At 68.1% G+C, this 16,558-nt stretch carries 16 protein-coding genes; 5 read left to right on the forward strand and 11 right to left on the reverse strand.

Going from position 1 to position 16,558, the window contains the following annotated elements; translation table 11 throughout:
- Positions 1-355: 355 nt before the first annotated feature.
- Entirely contained in the window at positions 356-1,282 is a 927-nt protein-coding gene (locus tag AC1DF3_RS17460) for an MBL fold metallo-hydrolase (RefSeq protein WP_478140328.1), read from the reverse strand.
- On the reverse strand, positions 1,279-2,970 hold the full coding sequence (locus AC1DF3_RS17465; RefSeq protein WP_478140329.1) for an AMP-binding protein: 1,692 nt from the start codon (positions 2,968-2,970) through the stop codon (positions 1,279-1,281). Before AC1DF3_RS17465 ends, AC1DF3_RS17460 begins: the two co-directional genes overlap by 4 nt.
- Before the next feature lie 95 nt (positions 2,971-3,065).
- On the opposite strand from AC1DF3_RS17465, the gene AC1DF3_RS17470 reads away from it, so the two are divergent.
- Positions 3,066-3,953: an esterase/lipase family protein gene (locus tag AC1DF3_RS17470; protein WP_478140330.1), complete on the forward strand. Its 888-nt coding sequence runs from the start codon at positions 3,066-3,068 to the stop codon at positions 3,951-3,953.
- Here the strand turns inward: AC1DF3_RS17470 and AC1DF3_RS17475 are convergent.
- Together AC1DF3_RS17475 and hppD are read right to left on the reverse strand one after the other, a co-directional pair.
- Positions 3,946-4,752, reverse strand: a complete 807-nt coding sequence (locus AC1DF3_RS17475; protein ID WP_478140331.1) for a transporter substrate-binding domain-containing protein — start codon at positions 4,750-4,752, stop codon at positions 3,946-3,948. The genes AC1DF3_RS17470 and AC1DF3_RS17475 overlap by 8 nt on opposite strands.
- Before the next feature lie 26 nt (positions 4,753-4,778).
- The gene (gene hppD, locus AC1DF3_RS17480; RefSeq protein WP_286534899.1) at positions 4,779-5,906 is read right to left on the reverse strand and encodes a 4-hydroxyphenylpyruvate dioxygenase; all 1,128 of its coding nucleotides are present in this window, start codon (positions 5,904-5,906) and stop codon (positions 4,779-4,781) included.
- A 142-nt stretch (positions 5,907-6,048) separates the two neighbouring features.
- Here hppD and AC1DF3_RS17485 point away from each other — a divergent pair, with 142 nt between their 5' ends.
- From AC1DF3_RS17485 to lnt, 4 genes are all read left to right on the forward strand, one after another.
- The gene (locus AC1DF3_RS17485) at positions 6,049-6,522 is read left to right on the forward strand and encodes an Lrp/AsnC family transcriptional regulator (RefSeq protein ID WP_478140332.1); all 474 of its coding nucleotides are present in this window, start codon (positions 6,049-6,051) and stop codon (positions 6,520-6,522) included.
- A gap of 108 nt (positions 6,523-6,630) precedes the next feature.
- Positions 6,631-7,356, forward strand: a complete 726-nt coding sequence (locus tag AC1DF3_RS17490) for a GNAT family N-acetyltransferase (protein WP_286534898.1) — start codon at positions 6,631-6,633, stop codon at positions 7,354-7,356.
- Between the two features lie 74 nt (positions 7,357-7,430).
- The gene (locus tag AC1DF3_RS17495; RefSeq protein ID WP_286529482.1) at positions 7,431-8,309 is read left to right on the forward strand and encodes an HlyC/CorC family transporter; all 879 of its coding nucleotides are present in this window, start codon (positions 7,431-7,433) and stop codon (positions 8,307-8,309) included.
- 56 nt (positions 8,310-8,365) lie between these two features.
- Positions 8,366-9,877 carry an apolipoprotein N-acyltransferase gene (lnt, locus tag AC1DF3_RS17500; protein WP_478140399.1) on the forward strand — a complete coding sequence of 504 codons (1,512 nt, stop codon included), beginning with the start codon at positions 8,366-8,368 and terminating at the stop codon, positions 9,875-9,877.
- Here lnt and AC1DF3_RS17505 read toward each other — a convergent pair.
- The 7 genes from AC1DF3_RS17505 to AC1DF3_RS17535 form a co-directional block, all read right to left on the reverse strand.
- Complete coding sequence (locus tag AC1DF3_RS17505) at positions 9,874-11,232, reverse strand: FAD-binding oxidoreductase (RefSeq protein WP_478140333.1); 1,359 nt, start codon at positions 11,230-11,232, stop codon at positions 9,874-9,876. The two genes, lnt and AC1DF3_RS17505, sit on opposite strands and share 4 nt — an antisense overlap.
- A gap of 5 nt (positions 11,233-11,237) precedes the next feature.
- Positions 11,238-12,104, reverse strand: a complete 867-nt coding sequence (locus AC1DF3_RS17510) for an ABC transporter permease (RefSeq protein WP_478140334.1) — start codon at positions 12,102-12,104, stop codon at positions 11,238-11,240.
- 38 nt (positions 12,105-12,142) lie between these two features.
- Positions 12,143-12,979, reverse strand: coding sequence for an ABC transporter ATP-binding protein (locus tag AC1DF3_RS17515; RefSeq protein WP_286534896.1), 837 nt, complete (start codon positions 12,977-12,979; stop codon positions 12,143-12,145).
- A 40-nt stretch (positions 12,980-13,019) separates the two neighbouring features.
- Entirely contained in the window at positions 13,020-14,009 is a 990-nt protein-coding gene (locus AC1DF3_RS17520; protein WP_286529487.1) for an ABC transporter substrate-binding protein, read from the reverse strand.
- Positions 14,010-14,067: 58 nt separating this feature from the next.
- The gene (locus AC1DF3_RS17525; protein WP_286534895.1) at positions 14,068-14,934 is read right to left on the reverse strand and encodes a creatininase family protein; all 867 of its coding nucleotides are present in this window, start codon (positions 14,932-14,934) and stop codon (positions 14,068-14,070) included.
- Between the two features lie 23 nt (positions 14,935-14,957).
- Entirely contained in the window at positions 14,958-15,545 is a 588-nt protein-coding gene (locus AC1DF3_RS17530) for an NAD(P)H-dependent oxidoreductase (protein WP_286534894.1), read from the reverse strand.
- A 206-nt stretch (positions 15,546-15,751) separates the two neighbouring features.
- A complete protein-coding gene (locus AC1DF3_RS17535; protein WP_286534893.1) occupies positions 15,752-16,429 on the reverse strand; it encodes a TetR family transcriptional regulator C-terminal domain-containing protein in 678 nt (225 codons plus the stop codon).
- Positions 16,430-16,558: the final 129 nt, after the last annotated feature.

Genomic DNA, 16,558 nt, shown 5'->3' on the forward strand with positions numbered 1-16,558 from the left:
TGATCAGATGGGAACCTCGTCAGCGAAAACCATCAGGGCCGGCAGGCATATCAGCTTGCACATCAGGCCGGATATAAGACTGCAGCCCTGCCTCCTAAAGCGTCACACACACGAGTTCTTGCGATCCGGGAGGCGCCCATATAAGATGTTCCCTAACAGCCGCTTCATAGTTGGCCTTCATCGGGAGAGGCTCGCGTCCGATCACCGGGACCCACTTCGCATACGCAGCTCGGCTCAGCGAGCGCACGGCTGGTGCATCCTCCTCCCCCGCGCGTCTGAAATGAAAATGCATGATGCGGAAGTCTAGCGAAAGGATCGGGCGTCAAGGCTCAATTGGCTGGGTGCCAATCGCCAATCAGCGATTGAAAATGCGCGCGCCATCTGTGGCCGCCGCACCGACGGCCACGAGTTCGTCAAGAATTTCCCCGGCAAGGTCGTCCAATGGCGAGGTGTGGAAGAAGCGCGCCCGCACCGTCTCGACATACGGGGTCGCGGCCAGCCAGGCGGCCCATTCTTCGCGCGAGACGCTCTGCCATTCGAGGAGCTTGAACTTCAGCAGCACCTTGAGCGCGTGGCGCGCATGCTTGACCGGCTGCCGCTGGAAGCCCTCGAGCCGGCTGCGAGCCTTCCGCAAGGCCGCGGGCGCATCGTGGAGGACGCGCCCGTGACCGGGAACCACGTGCGACGGTGCGAGCGACTCGATCAGGTCCAGCGTGGCCCCGACCTCGTCGAAGGAGGGTTCGCCGAACAGCTCCGGAAAAACCACGCCAAACCCGTTCTCCCAGAGCGCATCGGCCGAGACCAGGGTCCTCGAGACGGGCTCGAACAAGATGACCGAATGCGGATCGTGTCCCTTGGCGGCATGGACCTGCCACGGGAGGTCGGCCAGCACGATCTCGCTGCCCGGGGCGAGCAGCCCATCGAAGCGGAAGCGGTCGCAGCGTTGGCCGGTGGCCTTGAAACTCAATGCCTCTTCGTCCCAGGCCTCCACGGCAGCAGCTTCGCCGGGCGGGATCAACGTTCGCACGCCGGGATGTCGCGACTGCAGCGCGGCGTTGCCGCCGCAGTGATCGCTGTGCAGATGGGTGTTGAGCAGCAGCTCCAGCGGCCGAGGCCCCAGCGCGGCGTCGATCAGCGCAACCGTCTGCGTCGCATGCGTCGCATAGCCGGTGTCGACCACGGCCGTCTGCGCGCGGCCGGTGAACAGCACGTTGTTGGCCGACAGCCAGCCGCGCTCGAAGACCTGAAGTCCCGCGGGCAGGCTCTCCGTCGCCGATGTCAACCTGTCGCGCCCACGCGCAGTTCGCGGCGCAGGATCTTGCCCACGTTGGTCTTCGGCAGCGCGTCGCGGAACTCGATCTGCTTCGGTCGCTTGTAGCCCGTGAGCTGGTCATGGCAATAGCGCATGACCGCTTCCTCGGTCAGCGCCGGATCCTTGCGGACCACGAAGACCTTGATCGCCTCGCCCTGCTTCTCGTCGGGCACGCCGATGGCGGCGCACTCGACCACCCCGGGGCACAGGGAGATCACGTTCTCGAGCTCGTTCGGGAAGACGTTGAAACCGCTGACGATGATCATGTCCTTCTTGCGGTCGACGATCCGGCTGTAGCCGTCTTCCTGCATGACCGCGATGTCGCCGGTGCGCATGAAGCCGTCGGCCGTGAAGGCGGCCGCGGTCTCGGCCGGCTGGTTGTAGTAGCCGACCATCACGTTCGGCCCCTTGATGCAGAGCTCGCCATGCTCGCCCGCCGGCAGCGAGCGGCCCTGGTCGTCCTTGATGGCGATCTCGATGCCCGGCAGCGGCAGGCCGATGTTGCCGCTGTAGTGGGTGTTGGTGACCGGGTTGTTGGTGCCGATCGCGCAGGTCTCGCTCATGCCCCAGCCTTCGATCATCGGGCAGCCTGTGACCTCGAACCATTTGCGCGCGGTGCCCTCGGAGGCCGCCATGCCGCCGGCCTGCGAGACGAACAGCTGCGAGAAGTCGACGTTCTTGAACTCCGGATGGACCAGCAGGGCATTGAAGAGCGTGTTCACTGCGGGAAGCATGTGGAACGGCCGCTTCTTGAGGACGGCGATGAACTTGCCGATGTCGCGCGGGTTGGGCACCAGCGTCAGGTGCGAACCTTGCCGGATCGCGAGCAGGAGCAGCGTCAGGGCGAAGATGTGATAGAGGGGCAGGGCGGCGATGCTGTTGACCTTGGACAGGTCGCCCGCCCGTCCCAGCGCCGGCGTGAACCAGGCCTCGGCCTGCAGGGTGGCGGCGACGATGTTGCGATGGGTCAGCACCGCGCCCTTCGACAGTCCGGTGGTGCCGCCGGTGTACTGCAGGAACGCGATCGAATCGAGGGTGCTCGGATCGGCCGCCAGCGTGCGGCCGCGACCGGCTGCGATCGCGTCCTTGAAAGGCGTGACGGTGCGTCCGTTGGACAGCGCGATCTTGTAGGGCGGCACCATCTTCGCGAGATGGCGCACGGCGAAGGTGATCCAGGCGCCGTACATGCCGCCGAGCAGGTCGCCCATCGAGGTCACGGCCACGTGCTTGATCGCCGTCTGCTCGATCACCTGCTCGAGCGTGGTGGCGAAGTTCTCGAGGATGACGATCGCGGTGGCGCCCGAATCCCTGAGCTGGTGTTCGAGTTCGCGCGCCGTGTAGAGCGGATTGACGTTGACGCAGGTGTAGCCCGCCCGCAGCACGCCGCAGACCGTGACCGCGAACTGGGGCACGTTGGGCAGCATCACCGCCACGCGGGCGCCGGGCTCGAGGCCGAGCGACTGCAGCCACGCGCCCAGGGCCTTCGACAGCACGTCGACCTCGCCATAGGTCATCCACTGCTCCATGCAGACCGAGAACGGGCGCTCGGCGTAGCGCTTGAACGACTCGTCGAACAACTGCCCCAGCGAGCCGTACTGCTCGGGATGGACTTCATGCGGCACGCCCACGGGATAACTCTGAAGCACTGATGTCTGCATTCGATCTCCTTTGGCGCGGATTGTCGGAGCCATCCGCCACCCGACGCCAGCGGGCTTGTCCTAGGGACGCGGGTCGCGCGTGCGATAGTTGGCGGATGGTTGCTCGTGCTCAGCGGTGGTTGGTATTGGCCTGGCTGGTCGCCGCGGTGGCATGGACCGCCGCCTGGTGGAGCCGTTCGCCGGCGATGGCGATCGCCGGGCTGCTGGTCCTGAGCGGCTCGCACGCGGTCTTCCTCGCGTTCGAATTCGTGCTGGCCTGGCGCGTCGATGACAGCGACCCGCTGCCGCGTGCCAGCGCCTGGCAGTTCTTCAAGGCCTGGCTGGCCGAGAGCATCGCGGCACCGCGCGTCTTCGCCTGGTACCAGCCCTTTCGGTGGCGCGCCATTCCGGACCACCTGCCGCAGGCAGGGCGGCGGGGCGTCGTACTGGTGCATGGCTTCGTCGGCAATCGCGCGTTCTGGACGCCCTGGCTGCGCGAACTGCGCGCCGCCGACCGGGCCTTCGTCGCGGTCGACCTCGAGCCGGTCTTCGGCTCGATCGACCGCTACGTGCAGACCATCGATGCCGCCATCGTGCGCGTGACCGCCGCGACAGGCCAGCCGCCGCTCCTGATCTGCCACAGCATGGGCGGGCTCGCGGCCCGGGCCTGGCTGCGCGATGCCGACGGCGCGCGGGTGCATCGCATCGCCACCCTCGGCACGCCGCATCGCGGCACCTGGCTGGCGCGCTTCGGACGCACGGCCAACGGCCGCCAGATGCGGATGGGCGGCGAGTGGCTGCAACGCATCGACGGCGAGCGCACGAGCGTGCAGCAGGTGCCCTTCAGCTGCTGGTATTCGAACAGCGACAACATCGTGTTCCCGACCTCGGTGGCCACCTTGCCGGGCGCCGACAACCGGCTCGCCGCCGGCCGCGGCCATGTGGAACTGGCCTTCGACGCCCCCGTCCGGCGCGAGGTCCTGGCGCTGCTCGACGCTACTTGAGCCAGCGGTCCATCACGCGCTGGAACTCGCCGCCGGCCTGCGACAGGTGCAGCCACTGGTCGACATAGGACTTGAAGGCGACGTCGTCGCGCGGCAGCAGCCAGGCCATCTCGCCGTACTGCAGCGGCTTGTCGGGATTGATCGCGCAGAGGCCGGGCTTGAGTTTCTGCTGCGTGATGGCCTCGGCCGACTCGGTGACGAAGACGTCGGCGCGGTTGGCCAGGATCTCGTCGAAGATCGTGACGTTCTCGCCGTGCAGGGTCAGCTTGGCCTGCTTGAAGTTGGCGCGCGCGAAGCGCTCGTTGCTGCCGCCCGGGTTGAAGATCACGCGCACCGAGGGCTTGTCGATCTGGGCCACCGTCTGGTACTTGGCGACATCGGCGCAGCGCGCGATCGGCGTCTTGCCGTTGACCATGTAGGCGCTGCTGAAGAAGGCGAGCTTCTGCCGGTCGGTGGTCACCGAGATGCCGCCGACCGCCATGTCGCATTTGCCGGCCGTGAGGTCGGGCATCAGGTTGGCCCAACTGGTCTTGACCCACTCCGGCCGGGCGTTGAGGCTGGCGGCGAAGCCCGTCATGAGGTCGACGTCGATGCCCTCGTAGCCCGCGTCCGGCTTCTGGAAGCTGAAGGGCTTGTAGTCGCCCGGCGTGCAGATGCGCAGCACGCCGGCCTTCTGCACGGCGTCCAGGCGGGACACGGGCGCCGCCTGGGGCGGCGCCGTGGCACAGCCTCCGAGCACCAGCGCCGCGGCGGCGATCCAGGGGAGGGAACGAAGCGGGGACGACGTCGGCAGGCGCATGGAGGCTCCAGGTGGGATGGGGGCGCCTATTGTGCGGCGGCCAGCACCCCGCGGCGAATCTGGTCGAGCTCGATGCTTTCGAACAGCGCCTTGAAGTTTCCTTCGCCGAAGCCGTCGTCGCCCTTGCGCTGGATGAACTCGAAGAAGATCGGCCCGAGCTGGTTCTCGCTGAAGATCTGCAGCAGCAGCGCGCCTTTCTTGCCGTCGACCAGGATCTTGCGCTGCTTGAGCGCCGCCACGTCTTCGCCATGGCCCGGGATGCGCTTGTCGACCAGCTCGTAGTAGGTGTCGATGGTGTCGAGCAGCTTCACGCCCGCGGCCCGCAGCGCGTCCACCGTATGGAAGAGGTCGCGCGAGCCCATCGCGATGTGCTGGATGCCCTCGCCGCGGTAGCTGTCGAGGTACTCCTGGATCTGGCCGGCCTTCTCGTTGCCTTCCTCGTTGATCGGGATGCGGATCTTGCCGCAGGGGCTGGTCATGGCCTTGCTCTTGACGCCCGTGACCTGGCCCTCGATGTCGAAGTAGCGGATCTCGCGGAAGTTGAACAAGCGCTCGTAGAAATCGGCCCACTCCTTGAGCCGCCCGCGGTGCACGTTGTGGGTCAGGTGGTCGATGTAGGTCAGGCCATGGCCCTCGGGCGCCAGCGCCTCGACCGCCGAGAGGCCCGGCAGCGCCTCGAAGTCGACGTCGTAGAAGCCGATGTTGCCGATGTCGCCGGGTGCCGCGCCGTTCTTGCCGCGCCAGCGGTCGACGAAATAGATCAGGCTGTCGCCGATGCCCTTGATCGCCGGGATGTTGAGCTCGCCCGGGCCGGCGCCGGGCGCGAAGCCCCAGGCCCCGAGGCCGATCGCGCGCTCGTAGGCCGCCTTGGCATCCTGCACGCGGAAGGCGATGGCGCAGATGCTGGGGCCGTGCTGGCGCGCGAAGCGCTGGGCGAACGAGTCGGGCTCGGAGTTGATGATGAAGTTGATCGTGCCCTGGCGGTACAGCAGCACGTTCTTGTGGCGGTGCCTGGCGATCGGCCGGAAGCCCATCTGCTCGAAGACGCGGCCCATGGCGGCCGGGTCCGGTGCCGCGTACTCGATGAATTCGAAGCCGTCGGTGCCCATCGGGTTCTCCCAGGGGGTGAAGGCGGCGGTGTCGGTGGTGCTCATGGTGTGATCTCCGTGGGAAGTCAGTGTGCGGCCGCGGCGGCGCGGTGTCGGTATGGAACTGTAAAAGCGCGGGCCTTCATGATTTCGGCGTTATTGGGCATTGAATCGACATATGACGCAGGAAAAGTGCAAAAATCCAGCGATGGATGCACTTGAAAAGATAGATCGGCAAATTCTGCGCACGCTTCAGGCCGACGGGCGCGCCACCTACGACCAACTGGCCGAGCAGGTCAGCCTGTCGCCCAGCGCCGTGCTGCGGCGGGTCAAGCGGCTGGAGGAAAGCCGCGTGATCGACCGCTATGTCGCCCTGGTCAAGCCCGAGGCGGTCGGCCTGGGGCTCACCGCCTACCTCAACGTGCGCCTCGAGAAGCTCACTGAAAGCCACAAGCGCAACCCGATGGACTTGTTCCGGGCGAGCGTGCAAACTTGGCCCGAGGTCGTCGAATGCGCGGCGCTGACGGGCGAGATGGACTACCTGCTGCGCGTGGTCGTGGCCGACATGGCGCACTACAGCCGTTTCATCATGAACACCCTGCTGAAGCACCCGAGCGTCCAGGATTGCAAGACCAGCTTCGTGCTCGACCGGGTCAAGGCGACCACGGCCGTGCCCCTGTAACAACGTGCGTCGGCTGCCGATAAGGCAGGAGCGGAATTTGTTCACCGAATCGTCCGGGAGCAGACCCCGTGCGCTTGAAGGTCTAGGGAAAACCCTTATATTCCATGCATGCTTACCGCCAAGGCCCTCTTTCTAGCCTCACTCGGCGTCGGCTCGTTCTTGAAGGCGCCGATGGTTGAGGCGCAACCGCGCGCCGCCGCGCCGCACCCCGTCATGGTGCCGATCCGTTCGATCGGCCCGCGCGAGCGCGACCGCATCGCGCAGCACCTGCTGGCCCTGCCGCAGCACGACCGCTACCTGCGGTTCGGCTATGCGGCGTCCGATGAACAAGTCCAACGCTATGTCGACGGGCTCGATTTCGAGCGCGACGAACTGTTCGGCATCTACAACCGCCGGCTCGAATTGATCGCGATGGCCCACCTGGCCTTCGCCCCTGCCGACCAGCAGCAGGATTGCGCCGAGTTCGGCGTTTCCGTGGCCGTCCACGCCCGCGGACGCGGCTACGGCGCCCGCCTGTTCGAGCGCGCCGTGGTGGTGGCGCGCAACGAAGGCGTCGGCATGCTGTTCATCCACGCCCTGAGCGAGAACGCCGCGATGCTGAAGATCGCGCGCAATGCCGGCGCGACCGTGGTGCGCAGCGGCTCCGAGTCCGAGGCCCACCTCGAACTGCCGGCCGCCACCTTCGACAGCCGCATGAGCGAAATCGCGCTGCAGCACTTTGCGCAGGTCGACTACCAGCTCAAGACCCGGGCCAAGCAGTTCTGGTCGTTCCTGGCAGAGCTGCAGGAAATCCGCAGCGGCGTGCGCGCCGCGCGAGACAAATCAGCTGCTTGACGCTCACCCAGAGGTTTCCAGCCGCATAGCGTGGGTGGGTTATCCTTGCGTTTCCCCAACTCCGCCCTGCTGCAGTGGCCGACCCTCACCCTGATCGCGCGCCCGTCGAACGCGAAGACAAGCGCAGCTTTCTTCAGAAGCTCGCCGAATTCATCCATCCCGGGCCCGATTCCCGCGACGAACTGATCGAAACGCTCGCCGACGCCGAGGACAACGACGTGATCGGCGCCGAATCGCGCGTGATGCTCGAAGGCGTGCTGCGCATGGCCGACATGACCGCCGGCGAGGTGATGGTCGCTGCGCCGCGGATGGACCTGGTCAACATCGACGCGCCCTACGACGCGCTGCTTCACCTGGTGATCGACACCGCCCACTCGCGCTTTCCGGTCTACGAGGGCGAGAAGGAAAACATCATCGGCATCCTGCTCGCGAAGGACCTGCTCAAGCTGCAGCGCGCGCCGGGGCTGAACATCCGCGCGCTGCTCAGGCCGCCGACCTTCGTGCCCGAGAGCAAGGGCCTGAACGACCTGCTGCGCGAGTTCCGCGGCAACCGCAACCACCTGGCGGTGGTGATCGACGAGTTCGGCCGCGTCGCCGGCCTGATCACCATCGAGGACGTGCTCGAGCAGATCGTCGGCGAGATCGAGGACGAGTTCGACATTCCCGAGGACGAGGGCGACATCTTCGGCCTGGCCGACCACACCTATCGGGTGGCGGGCGACACGCCGATCGAGCGGGTGGCCGAGGCCTTCGGCATCACCTTCGACGACGAGGCGCTGAGCCAGGAGTTCGACACCATCGGCGGCCTGATCGCGCACGAGATGGGCCATGTGCCCAAGCGCGGCGAGCACTACGCGCTCGGCGCCTTCGACTTCGTCGTGCTGCACACCAAGGGCGGCGCGGTGCGCTGGTTCAAGGTCTCGCCGGCGCGCGGCGACGACTCGGCCGATTGAAAACCCCGTTGCGCGCGCTGGGCTTCGGGCTCGCGGGGCTGGCCCAGGCGGCGTCGATGGCCGCGCCCTGGAACGGCCAGCCGCTGTGGTGGCTGCAGCTGCTGTCGCTGGCGGCGCTGGTCTGGCAGCTGGATGCGCTGCGTCCCGCCGCCGGCGCTGCGCCGACCGCCGGACCCCGGCCCTGGCGCGCTGCGGGGCTGCTCGGCTGGGTGTTCGCGACCGCCTGGCTCTGCGGCACCTTCTGGTGGCTGTTCATCTCGATGCACACCTATGGCGGCTTGCCGGCGCCGCTGGCCGCCGTGGCGGTGTTCGCGCTGGCGGCGGCGCTGTCGCTCTACTACGCGCTCGGCTGCGCCCTGTACGTGGCTTTCGCCCCGGCGAGCCCGCTGCGCGCGGCGGCCTTCTTCGCCGCGCTGTGGACCCTGGCCGAACTGCTGCGCGGCAGCTGGTTCACGGGCTTTCCATGGGGCGCGGGCGGCTATGCCCACGTCGAAGGGCCGCTGGCGGTCTATGCGCCCTGGGTCGGCGTCTACGGGATCGGTGCGATCGCGGCCGGCATCGCGACGCTGGTGCCGCTGGCCATGCGCCATGCGCGCGGGCGCGCCTTTGCGCTGCCCGTCGGGCTGGCGCTGGTGCTGTTCGGCGTTCCGGCCCTGATTGCGCTGGCGCGCGGCGTGCCGGCCGACGATGCGGCCCGTTCGCGCGGCCGCATCACCGTCGCACTGCTGCAGGGCAACATTCCGCAGGACGAGAAGTTCATTCCGGGCGGCGGCATCGCGACCGCGCTGCAGTGGTACGGCGAGCAGCTGCGGGATGCCGACGCGCCGCTGGTGATCACGCCGGAGACGGCCCTGCCCCTGCTGCCCTCGCAATTGCCGCCGGGCTACCTGGAGGCGATCGCGGCCCGCTATGCGAGCGGCACCCAGGCCGCCATCGTCGGCCTGCCGATGGGCGATGGCCGCTCCTACAGCAATGCGGTGCTGGGTTTCCGTCCGGGCGAGGCGGCGCCCTATCGCTACGAGAAGCACCACCTGGTGCCTTTCGGCGAATTCATCCCGGGCCTGTTCCGCTGGTTCACCGACATGATGAACATCCCGCTCGGCGACTTCCGCAGCGGCGGACTGGCGCAGCCGCCCTTCGTCTGGCTGGGCCAGCGCATCGCGCCGAACATCTGCTACGAGGATCTGTTCGGCGACGAGATCGGTGCCAACTTCCGCAGCGCCGAGGAGGCGCCGACGGTGCTGCTGAACGTCAGCAACATCGCCTGGTTCGGCGACTCGATCGCGATCGACCAGCACCTGGCGATCTCGCGCATGCGGGCGCTGGAGTTCCAGCGGCCGATGGTGCGTGCCACCAACACAGGCGCCACGGTGGTCATCGACCATCGCGGCCAGGTGACGCACTCGCTGCCGCGGCTCACGCGCGGCGTGCTGAAGGCCGAGGTGGAAGGGCGGGGCGGGCGCACGCCGTATGCGGTGTGGGTGTCGCGCCTCGGGCTCTGGCCGCTGTGGGGATTGGCGCTGGCCGTGGTCGCCGCGACGATCGTCCGCCGCCGCCGTTCTGCCTAGGCTTTCACCGGCCAGTCGCGCAGCTTGCCCGGGTTCAGCAGCCCGTGCGGATCGAAGCGCTTCTTCATCTCGACGATCTCGGGCGGCAAGGCGCCGCCGGCCTTGCCGTCCTCGACGACGAAGACGTGCGGGTTGTTGATGCGCACGCCGTGCTCGCGATGCAGGCGGATGATTTCCGCCAGCCGTTCCTCGGTCGTGAAGCGCACCAGCTGCAGCGCACTGCAGGTGAGGAGGCCGTCGAGGCCGCGCAGGAACTCGACGTGCATCAGGACCTCGCCGGCGAAGCGCTGCTCCATCTCGGTGATCTGCGCCACGTGCCGGCCCGGCACGAAGCTGCTCTGGAGGTAGGTCAGCGACTTGTCGACCTTGAGCGCGTGCAGCGTCGTGTGGTTCCAGGTGAACTCCATCAGCGTGCGGTTGCTCTTCTTCACCTCCTCGGCGGTCTTGCGGTAGGTCATGCGGCCGCCGTGCGCATCGGCCAGCGCGCGCATCGGGTCTTCGGAGGACTCCGCCACCAGCGACAGCACCGCGTGGCAGCCCTTGGGCAGATGCTCGGCCAGCTGCGCCAGGTGATCGGGCACCGGGCTGGCGAAGAAGGCCACCTCGCGCTTGACGATGCCGGGGGCGTTCGCCAGCGCGTCGGCGAAGGCCAGCGCCGGGGCGAAGGCGTCGAACACCAGCAGGCTTTCGAGCCAGGGATGGGCCGGCGCCAGCGCCACTTCGAGCTCGAGCACCAGTCCGTTGGTGCCCCACAGGTGGTGCATGCGCAGCGCCTCGGCGCCGCGCAGCTCGACGATCTGCGGCTCGGGCTCGATGGTCATCGCGCGCAGGCCGAGCACGTTGCCGGGGGCGCCGAGCGGGCCGTAGTTGATCGATCCGACACCGCCGAAGCCGCCGCCGAACAGGCCGCCGAGCGTCGCGCTGCGGTAGGTCGACGGAATGCAGCGCAGCTCCTGGCCGGAGGGTCGCGTGTGCTTCTCGAGTTCACCGAGCCGGATGCCGGCTTGCGCCCGGGCGACGCCGGTGCGCACCCACAGCAGCGCGTTGTAGCCGGTCATGTCGAGCACCACGCCGCCGGCCAGCGGCGTGGTCTGGCCGTAGTTGCCGGTGCCGCTGCCGCGGATCGTGATCGGCACGCCCAGGCGGGCGCAGGCGCCGACCAGCGCGCGGATCTCGTCCTCGGTGCGCGGGCGCACGACGGCGTCGGCGCGCTTGTCCTTCAGCTGCCGGTCGAGCACCGGGCTGAACCAGGCGAAGTCCTGCGACAGCCGTGCGATGCGGCTCGGGTCGGTGATCCAGTCGAGTTCGGGCAGTTCGAGGTGCAGGCGCTCGATGGAGGTCATGGGTGCGTTCATCGGAATCAGTCTTGGGAGAGTTCGCTCGCGTGCCAGGAGCCGAGCGCGAGCTTGGTGAGCCAGGCCATCAGCACGAACAGCGCGACGCCGGTCAGCGAGATCAGCAGCAGGGCCGCGAACATGCGCGGGATGTTGAGCTGGAAGCCGGCCTGCAGGATCTGGTAGGCCAGGCCGGCACCCGAGCCGCCGGTGCCGGCGACGAACTCGGCCACCACGGCGCCGATCAGCGCCAGCCCGCTCGAGATGCGCAGGCCGCCGAAGAAGTAGGGCAGCGCGCTCGGGATGCGCAGGCGCACCAGCTGCTGCCAGCGGGTGGCGCGGTTGAGCTTGAAGTAGCTCTGCAGGTCGGGATCGATGCTGCGCAGGCCGAGCGTGGTGTTGCTGATGATCGGGAACAGCGCCACCAGCGCGGCGCAGACCACCATCGCGGCGGTCGGGTTCTTGACCCAGATGATGATCAGCGGCGCCACCGCGACGATCGGCGTCACCTGCAGCAGCACCGCGTAGGGGAACAGCGCGGTCTCGATCAGCTTGCTCTGCACGAACAGGAAGGAGATCAGCACGCCGGCGATGGTCGCGACCACGAAGGACAGCACGGTGATCTTGAGCGTCACCATCAAGGCCATGCCGAGCGGCACCCAGTCGGTGACCAGCGTCTGCATCATCAGGTAGGGCGAGGGCACCAGGTAGGGCGGCAGCTCCATCGCCGTCACCAGGCCCTGCCAGAGCCCGATCAGCACCACGCCGACCAGCAGCGGATACATGACGCGCTGGACGTGCGGCTGCTGGAGCAGCGGAATGCGGGCCGGTTGCTTCTTCAGCGTGGGCGTCGGCACCGGGCGCGCCCTGGCTGGCGTTGCGGAGGAGGTCATCGTCGTCGTTCCCGCGGCGGTTGTCGGTGCCAATGCGCTCATGCCTGCACCTCGTCGTGCGCGCTGCTGGCGCGCAGCAGGCTGTCCTGCAGCGTCTTCGCATAGCGGCTGAACTGCGGCGACACCATGAAGTCGGCGCTGCGCGGGTAGGGCTCGTCGATGCGGAACTGCTCGACCACGCGGCCCGGCCGCGCGGCCATCATCACGACGCGGCTCGACAGGAACACCGCCTCGTGGATCGAATGGGTCACGAAGATCACCGTGAGCTTCTTCTTCTGCCACAGCTCCAGCAGTTCGGCGTCGAGCTTGTGGCGCGTGATCTCGTCGAGCGCGCCGAAGGGCTCGTCCATCAGCAGCAGGTCGGGCTGCGTCACCAGGCCGCGCGCGATCGACACCCGCATCTGCATGCCGCCCGAGAGGGCGCGCGGCAGGGCGCCGGCGAACTTGTCCAGCCCGACCAGTTCGAGCGCCTCGGCGACGCGGTCTTCCGCCTCCTTGCGCGGCACGCCGGCGAGGTCGAGCGGCAGCCGCACGTTGGTGCGCACGCTGGCCCAGGGCATCAGCGTCGGTGACTGGAACACGAAGGCCATGCGGCGGCCGCTCTCGTCGATCTGCGCCACCGGCTTGCGCCAGACCAGCAGGCGACCGTCGGTCGGCTCGAGCATGCCGGCCACCATCTTGAGCAAGGTGCTCTTGCCGCAGCCCGAGGGGCCGAGCAGGGTGACGAATTCGCCTTCGGCGATCCGGAGGTCCACCGGCAGCAGCGCCTGGGTGCCGTTCGGATAGGTCTTCTCGGCGGACAGGACCTCGACCGCGGGGACAGTGAGGCGGGGCTGCGCCGGCAGCGCGTAGGCGGCGGATTCGGTGTCGTTCATGCAAAGCCTTTCGAGAGGGCGCGCCGGGGCGCCCGGTGTGTCAGGGCAGGACCTTCGCGTCCTTCACGAATTCGGTCGTGTAGGTCTTGGCGATCTCGACCTTGGCCGGGTCGAGCAGCTTGGCCGAGACCAGGAAGTCGTAGCTGGCCTTGGTGCGCGCATCGGTGATCACGCCGATGCCCTGCGTGGCCGCGTCGCCGCCGGTGACCATGCCCATCTCCTTGAGCTTGGCGACGCTGTAGGCGAGCTGGTCGTCGGTCATGTTGGGGTTGTCCTTCTTGATCAGCGCATTGGCGGGCGCCGGATCATTGAGGTAGCTCTTCCAGCCCTCGGCCGAGGCCTTGACGAAGGCCGCCACCTGCTTGTTGCGCTCCTTCACGGTCTTGTCCATGCACGAGACCGTGGTCGCATAGGCCGGGAAGCCGTGGTCGCTGAACATCAGCACGGTGCTCTTCACGCCGGCCTTCTGGATCGCATAGGGCTCGGAGGTCAGGTAGCCCTGCTGCGCCGTGTTCTTGTCGGCGACGAAGGGCTGGATGTTGAAGGTGTAGGGGCGCGTCTGTTCGTCGGTGAGGCCGAACTTGGCCTTCAGCCAGGGCCAGTAGCCGCGGTTGGCCTGGGCGCCGATCAGGATCGTCTTGCCCTTGAGGTCCTCGAACTTCTTGACGTCGTCATGCGCGATCAGCACCTGCGGGTCCTTCTGGAAGAAGGCCGCCACGTTGACCACCGGCACGCCGCCTTCGCGCACCTGCATCATCTGGATGTCGCTCGAGCCCATGATGCAGTCGGCCTGTCCGGCAGCCATCATCTGCGTGATGTTGACCTGCGGGCCGCCCATCTTGATCGTGACGTCGAGGCCGTACTTCTTGTAGATGCCCTGGGCGACCGCCTGGTAGAAGCCGCCGTGCTCGGCCTGCGCGTACCAGTTGGTCATGTAGGTGAACTTGTCCTGGGCCTGGGCCGGCGCGGCGGCGGCCAGCGCGAGGGCCGCGGCCAGGGGGGCGAGACGGAGGGCGAGGGGAAGGCGCATGGTGGGGACCTCTCTGTGGGGTTGGGATCGAAGCGGAATCGGATGCAAGGAGCGGGCCTCAGGCGGGGAGGCCGGCGGCGGTCTGGATGAAGCCCTGTTCGTGGCCGCGGCCCCAGGTGGCTTCGTCGCGCACCACCCAGCGCAGGGCGTGCAGCTCGGTCAACGCCTGCACCCAGCTTGCGGCCAGGCTGTCGAGGATCTCCTCGCCCTGCTCGCGGGTGGCGCTGGTCGGATCGCCGATGACGCCGCTGGGGCCGAAATCGCGCGCGGTCCAGGCACAGGCCGGGCGGCCGTCGGGCGACAGCAGCTTGATCGGAAACGGCGGCGGGAAATTGGCGGCGGCACGCTCCATGTGCACCGTGTCGGGCGCCAGCGCGAGCATCAGCGCCGTCTCCGAATGGCCGGCGTGCATCGCGAGGCGCTTTTCCTGGTCGCTCACCTGCTTGCTGGCCGCGCTCGGCAGCCGCGACACGCCATGCGGCACGACCACGTAGTCGCCATGGCGCAGCCGCAGCTCGCGGGCCGCCATCTCCAGCACCTGCGGCTGGCCGCCATGGCCGTTGGCGAACAGCAGCTTGCGAAAGCCCGAGCGGTAGACCGACTCGCCGATCTCGATCACGGTCGAGAGCAGGGTGGTGCCGGTCAAGGTCATGGTGCCGGGAAAGTGCAGGTGCTCTTCCGACTTGCCGTAGGTGATGGTCGGCAGGGCAAAGGCCCGCACCTCGGGCGGCAGGCGTTCGAGGGCCTTGCCCATCACGCCCGAGGCGATGACGCTGTCGACCGAGCAGGGCAGGTGCGGGCCGTGCTGCTCGATGGCGCCGCAGGGCAGCACGATGACGGTGTTCTCGCGATCGGGCAGCGCGTCGATCTCGGTCCAGCTCAGGTAGGGCAGGAAGCGGTGGGGCGGGATATAGCCGTGGAGCATGGGAGTCCTGTGACGGGAAGGGATCAGGCGAAGCGCGCCATCGCGCTGCCGACGCGCTGCATGAAGCGCTTGAGCTGCGGCTCGGTCGCCACGTTCATGTGGTAGTGGGCGTGGTAGTCGACTCGCGCCTGCTTGCCGGTGAGGCGCAGCATGTAGCGCGTGACGATCTTGCGCGGCGGGTCGCCCATGTACCAGGCGACCCAGCGCGGGCGGCCGTAGGTCACGACGGCCGAGATGCGCTGGATGTTGGTGAGCATCGGCTTGACGTTCTTCGGGTCGCTGAGGTCGAAGGCGACGCCGGGCATGAAGAGGCGGTCGAAATAGCCCTTCAGCATCGCCGGCAGGCCGAAGCACCAGGTCGGGAAACAGAACACGATGCCCTCGGCCCACTGCAGCCGCTCGACATGGCGCTTCAGCGGGAGCTGGTTGCTCGGCACCTCGTGGTAGCCCAGGCGCTCCTCGCGCGACAGCACCGGGTCGAAGCCCTCGGCATAGAGGTCGCAGTCATCGACCTCATGGCCGGCGGCGCGCAGGTTGCGCAGCACCTCCTGGTGCAGCGCCGCATGGAAGCTGGTTTCGACCGGGTGGCAATAGACGACGAGCACTCGCATGGTGTGTTTGACCGCTTAATCAGAGCAAGTGGTCAGGTTATGCAAGCGACGTGCCAGGGCCTCCGCACCAAAAGCGGGAGGGGCGCTCTGTCATGCGCAACGCTGTCTCCGCCAGGGGGAGGTCAGGCCGGCGCCGGGCCGCCCCAAGGCGGCCTGCGGCCCCCTCGGGGGGCAGCGACCCACACGCAGTGGGGGAGCGTGGGGGCCTATTTGATCCCGCAGCCGCCGAGGACGAAGGCGACCAACTCGCGCGCGATCGGCTCGCGGTCGATCGGCGCGTCGGGCGGCAGGCCGAGCATCACGCGCGTCTGCAGCGCGTAGTCGGCATAGCTCTGGGTCATGGCCCAGATGTGCATCAGCAGCAGCCGGGCGTCGAGCGGGCGCATCAGGCCGCGCGCGATCCAGCCGTTGATGATGTCGACCTTCTTTTGCGTCCAGAGCCGGGCGTTGGGCCAGTAGCGCTCGAGGTTGCGGCCGCCGTCGAGCACCTCGCGGGTGAAGATCCGCGAGATTTCGGGGTTGTCGAAGGCGTGGTCGAGCTTCTTGCGGATGTAGTCGCCCAGCACCGCGCCGGGCGCGCCGGCGTGGTCCTCGAACGAGAACACCACCTTCCAGTCGTGCAGCACCTGCATCAGCAGCTCCTCGTAGAGCTCTTCCTTGCCGGGGATGTAGTAGTGCAGCTGGGGCTTGGTCAGGCCGGCGCGGGCGGCGATCGCCTGCGTCGAGGCGCCCTTGAGGCCGTGCAGGCTGAACTCGGCGATGGCCGCGCTGCGGATCGCGGCCAGGATGCGCTCGCGCCCGGGCCGCGCGCGCGACAGCGGGCCGCTGGGGGCCGGCATCTGCTGCGCGGCCGGGGACTCGGAAGAGTAGGTCTCGGAGGTCATCGTTTTCGGCGGGTGCCGCCGGGGATGGTAGCGCTTGCCCGGAACTTGCTGCGCCACGAGGTCGGGCTGGCCGGCATGACCGCATGCGTGCACGGCATCGACAGACTGCGCCGGAACGACCGCGATCCG

The sequence above is a fragment of the Variovorax sp. 10N432 genome, from assembly GCF_056394465.1.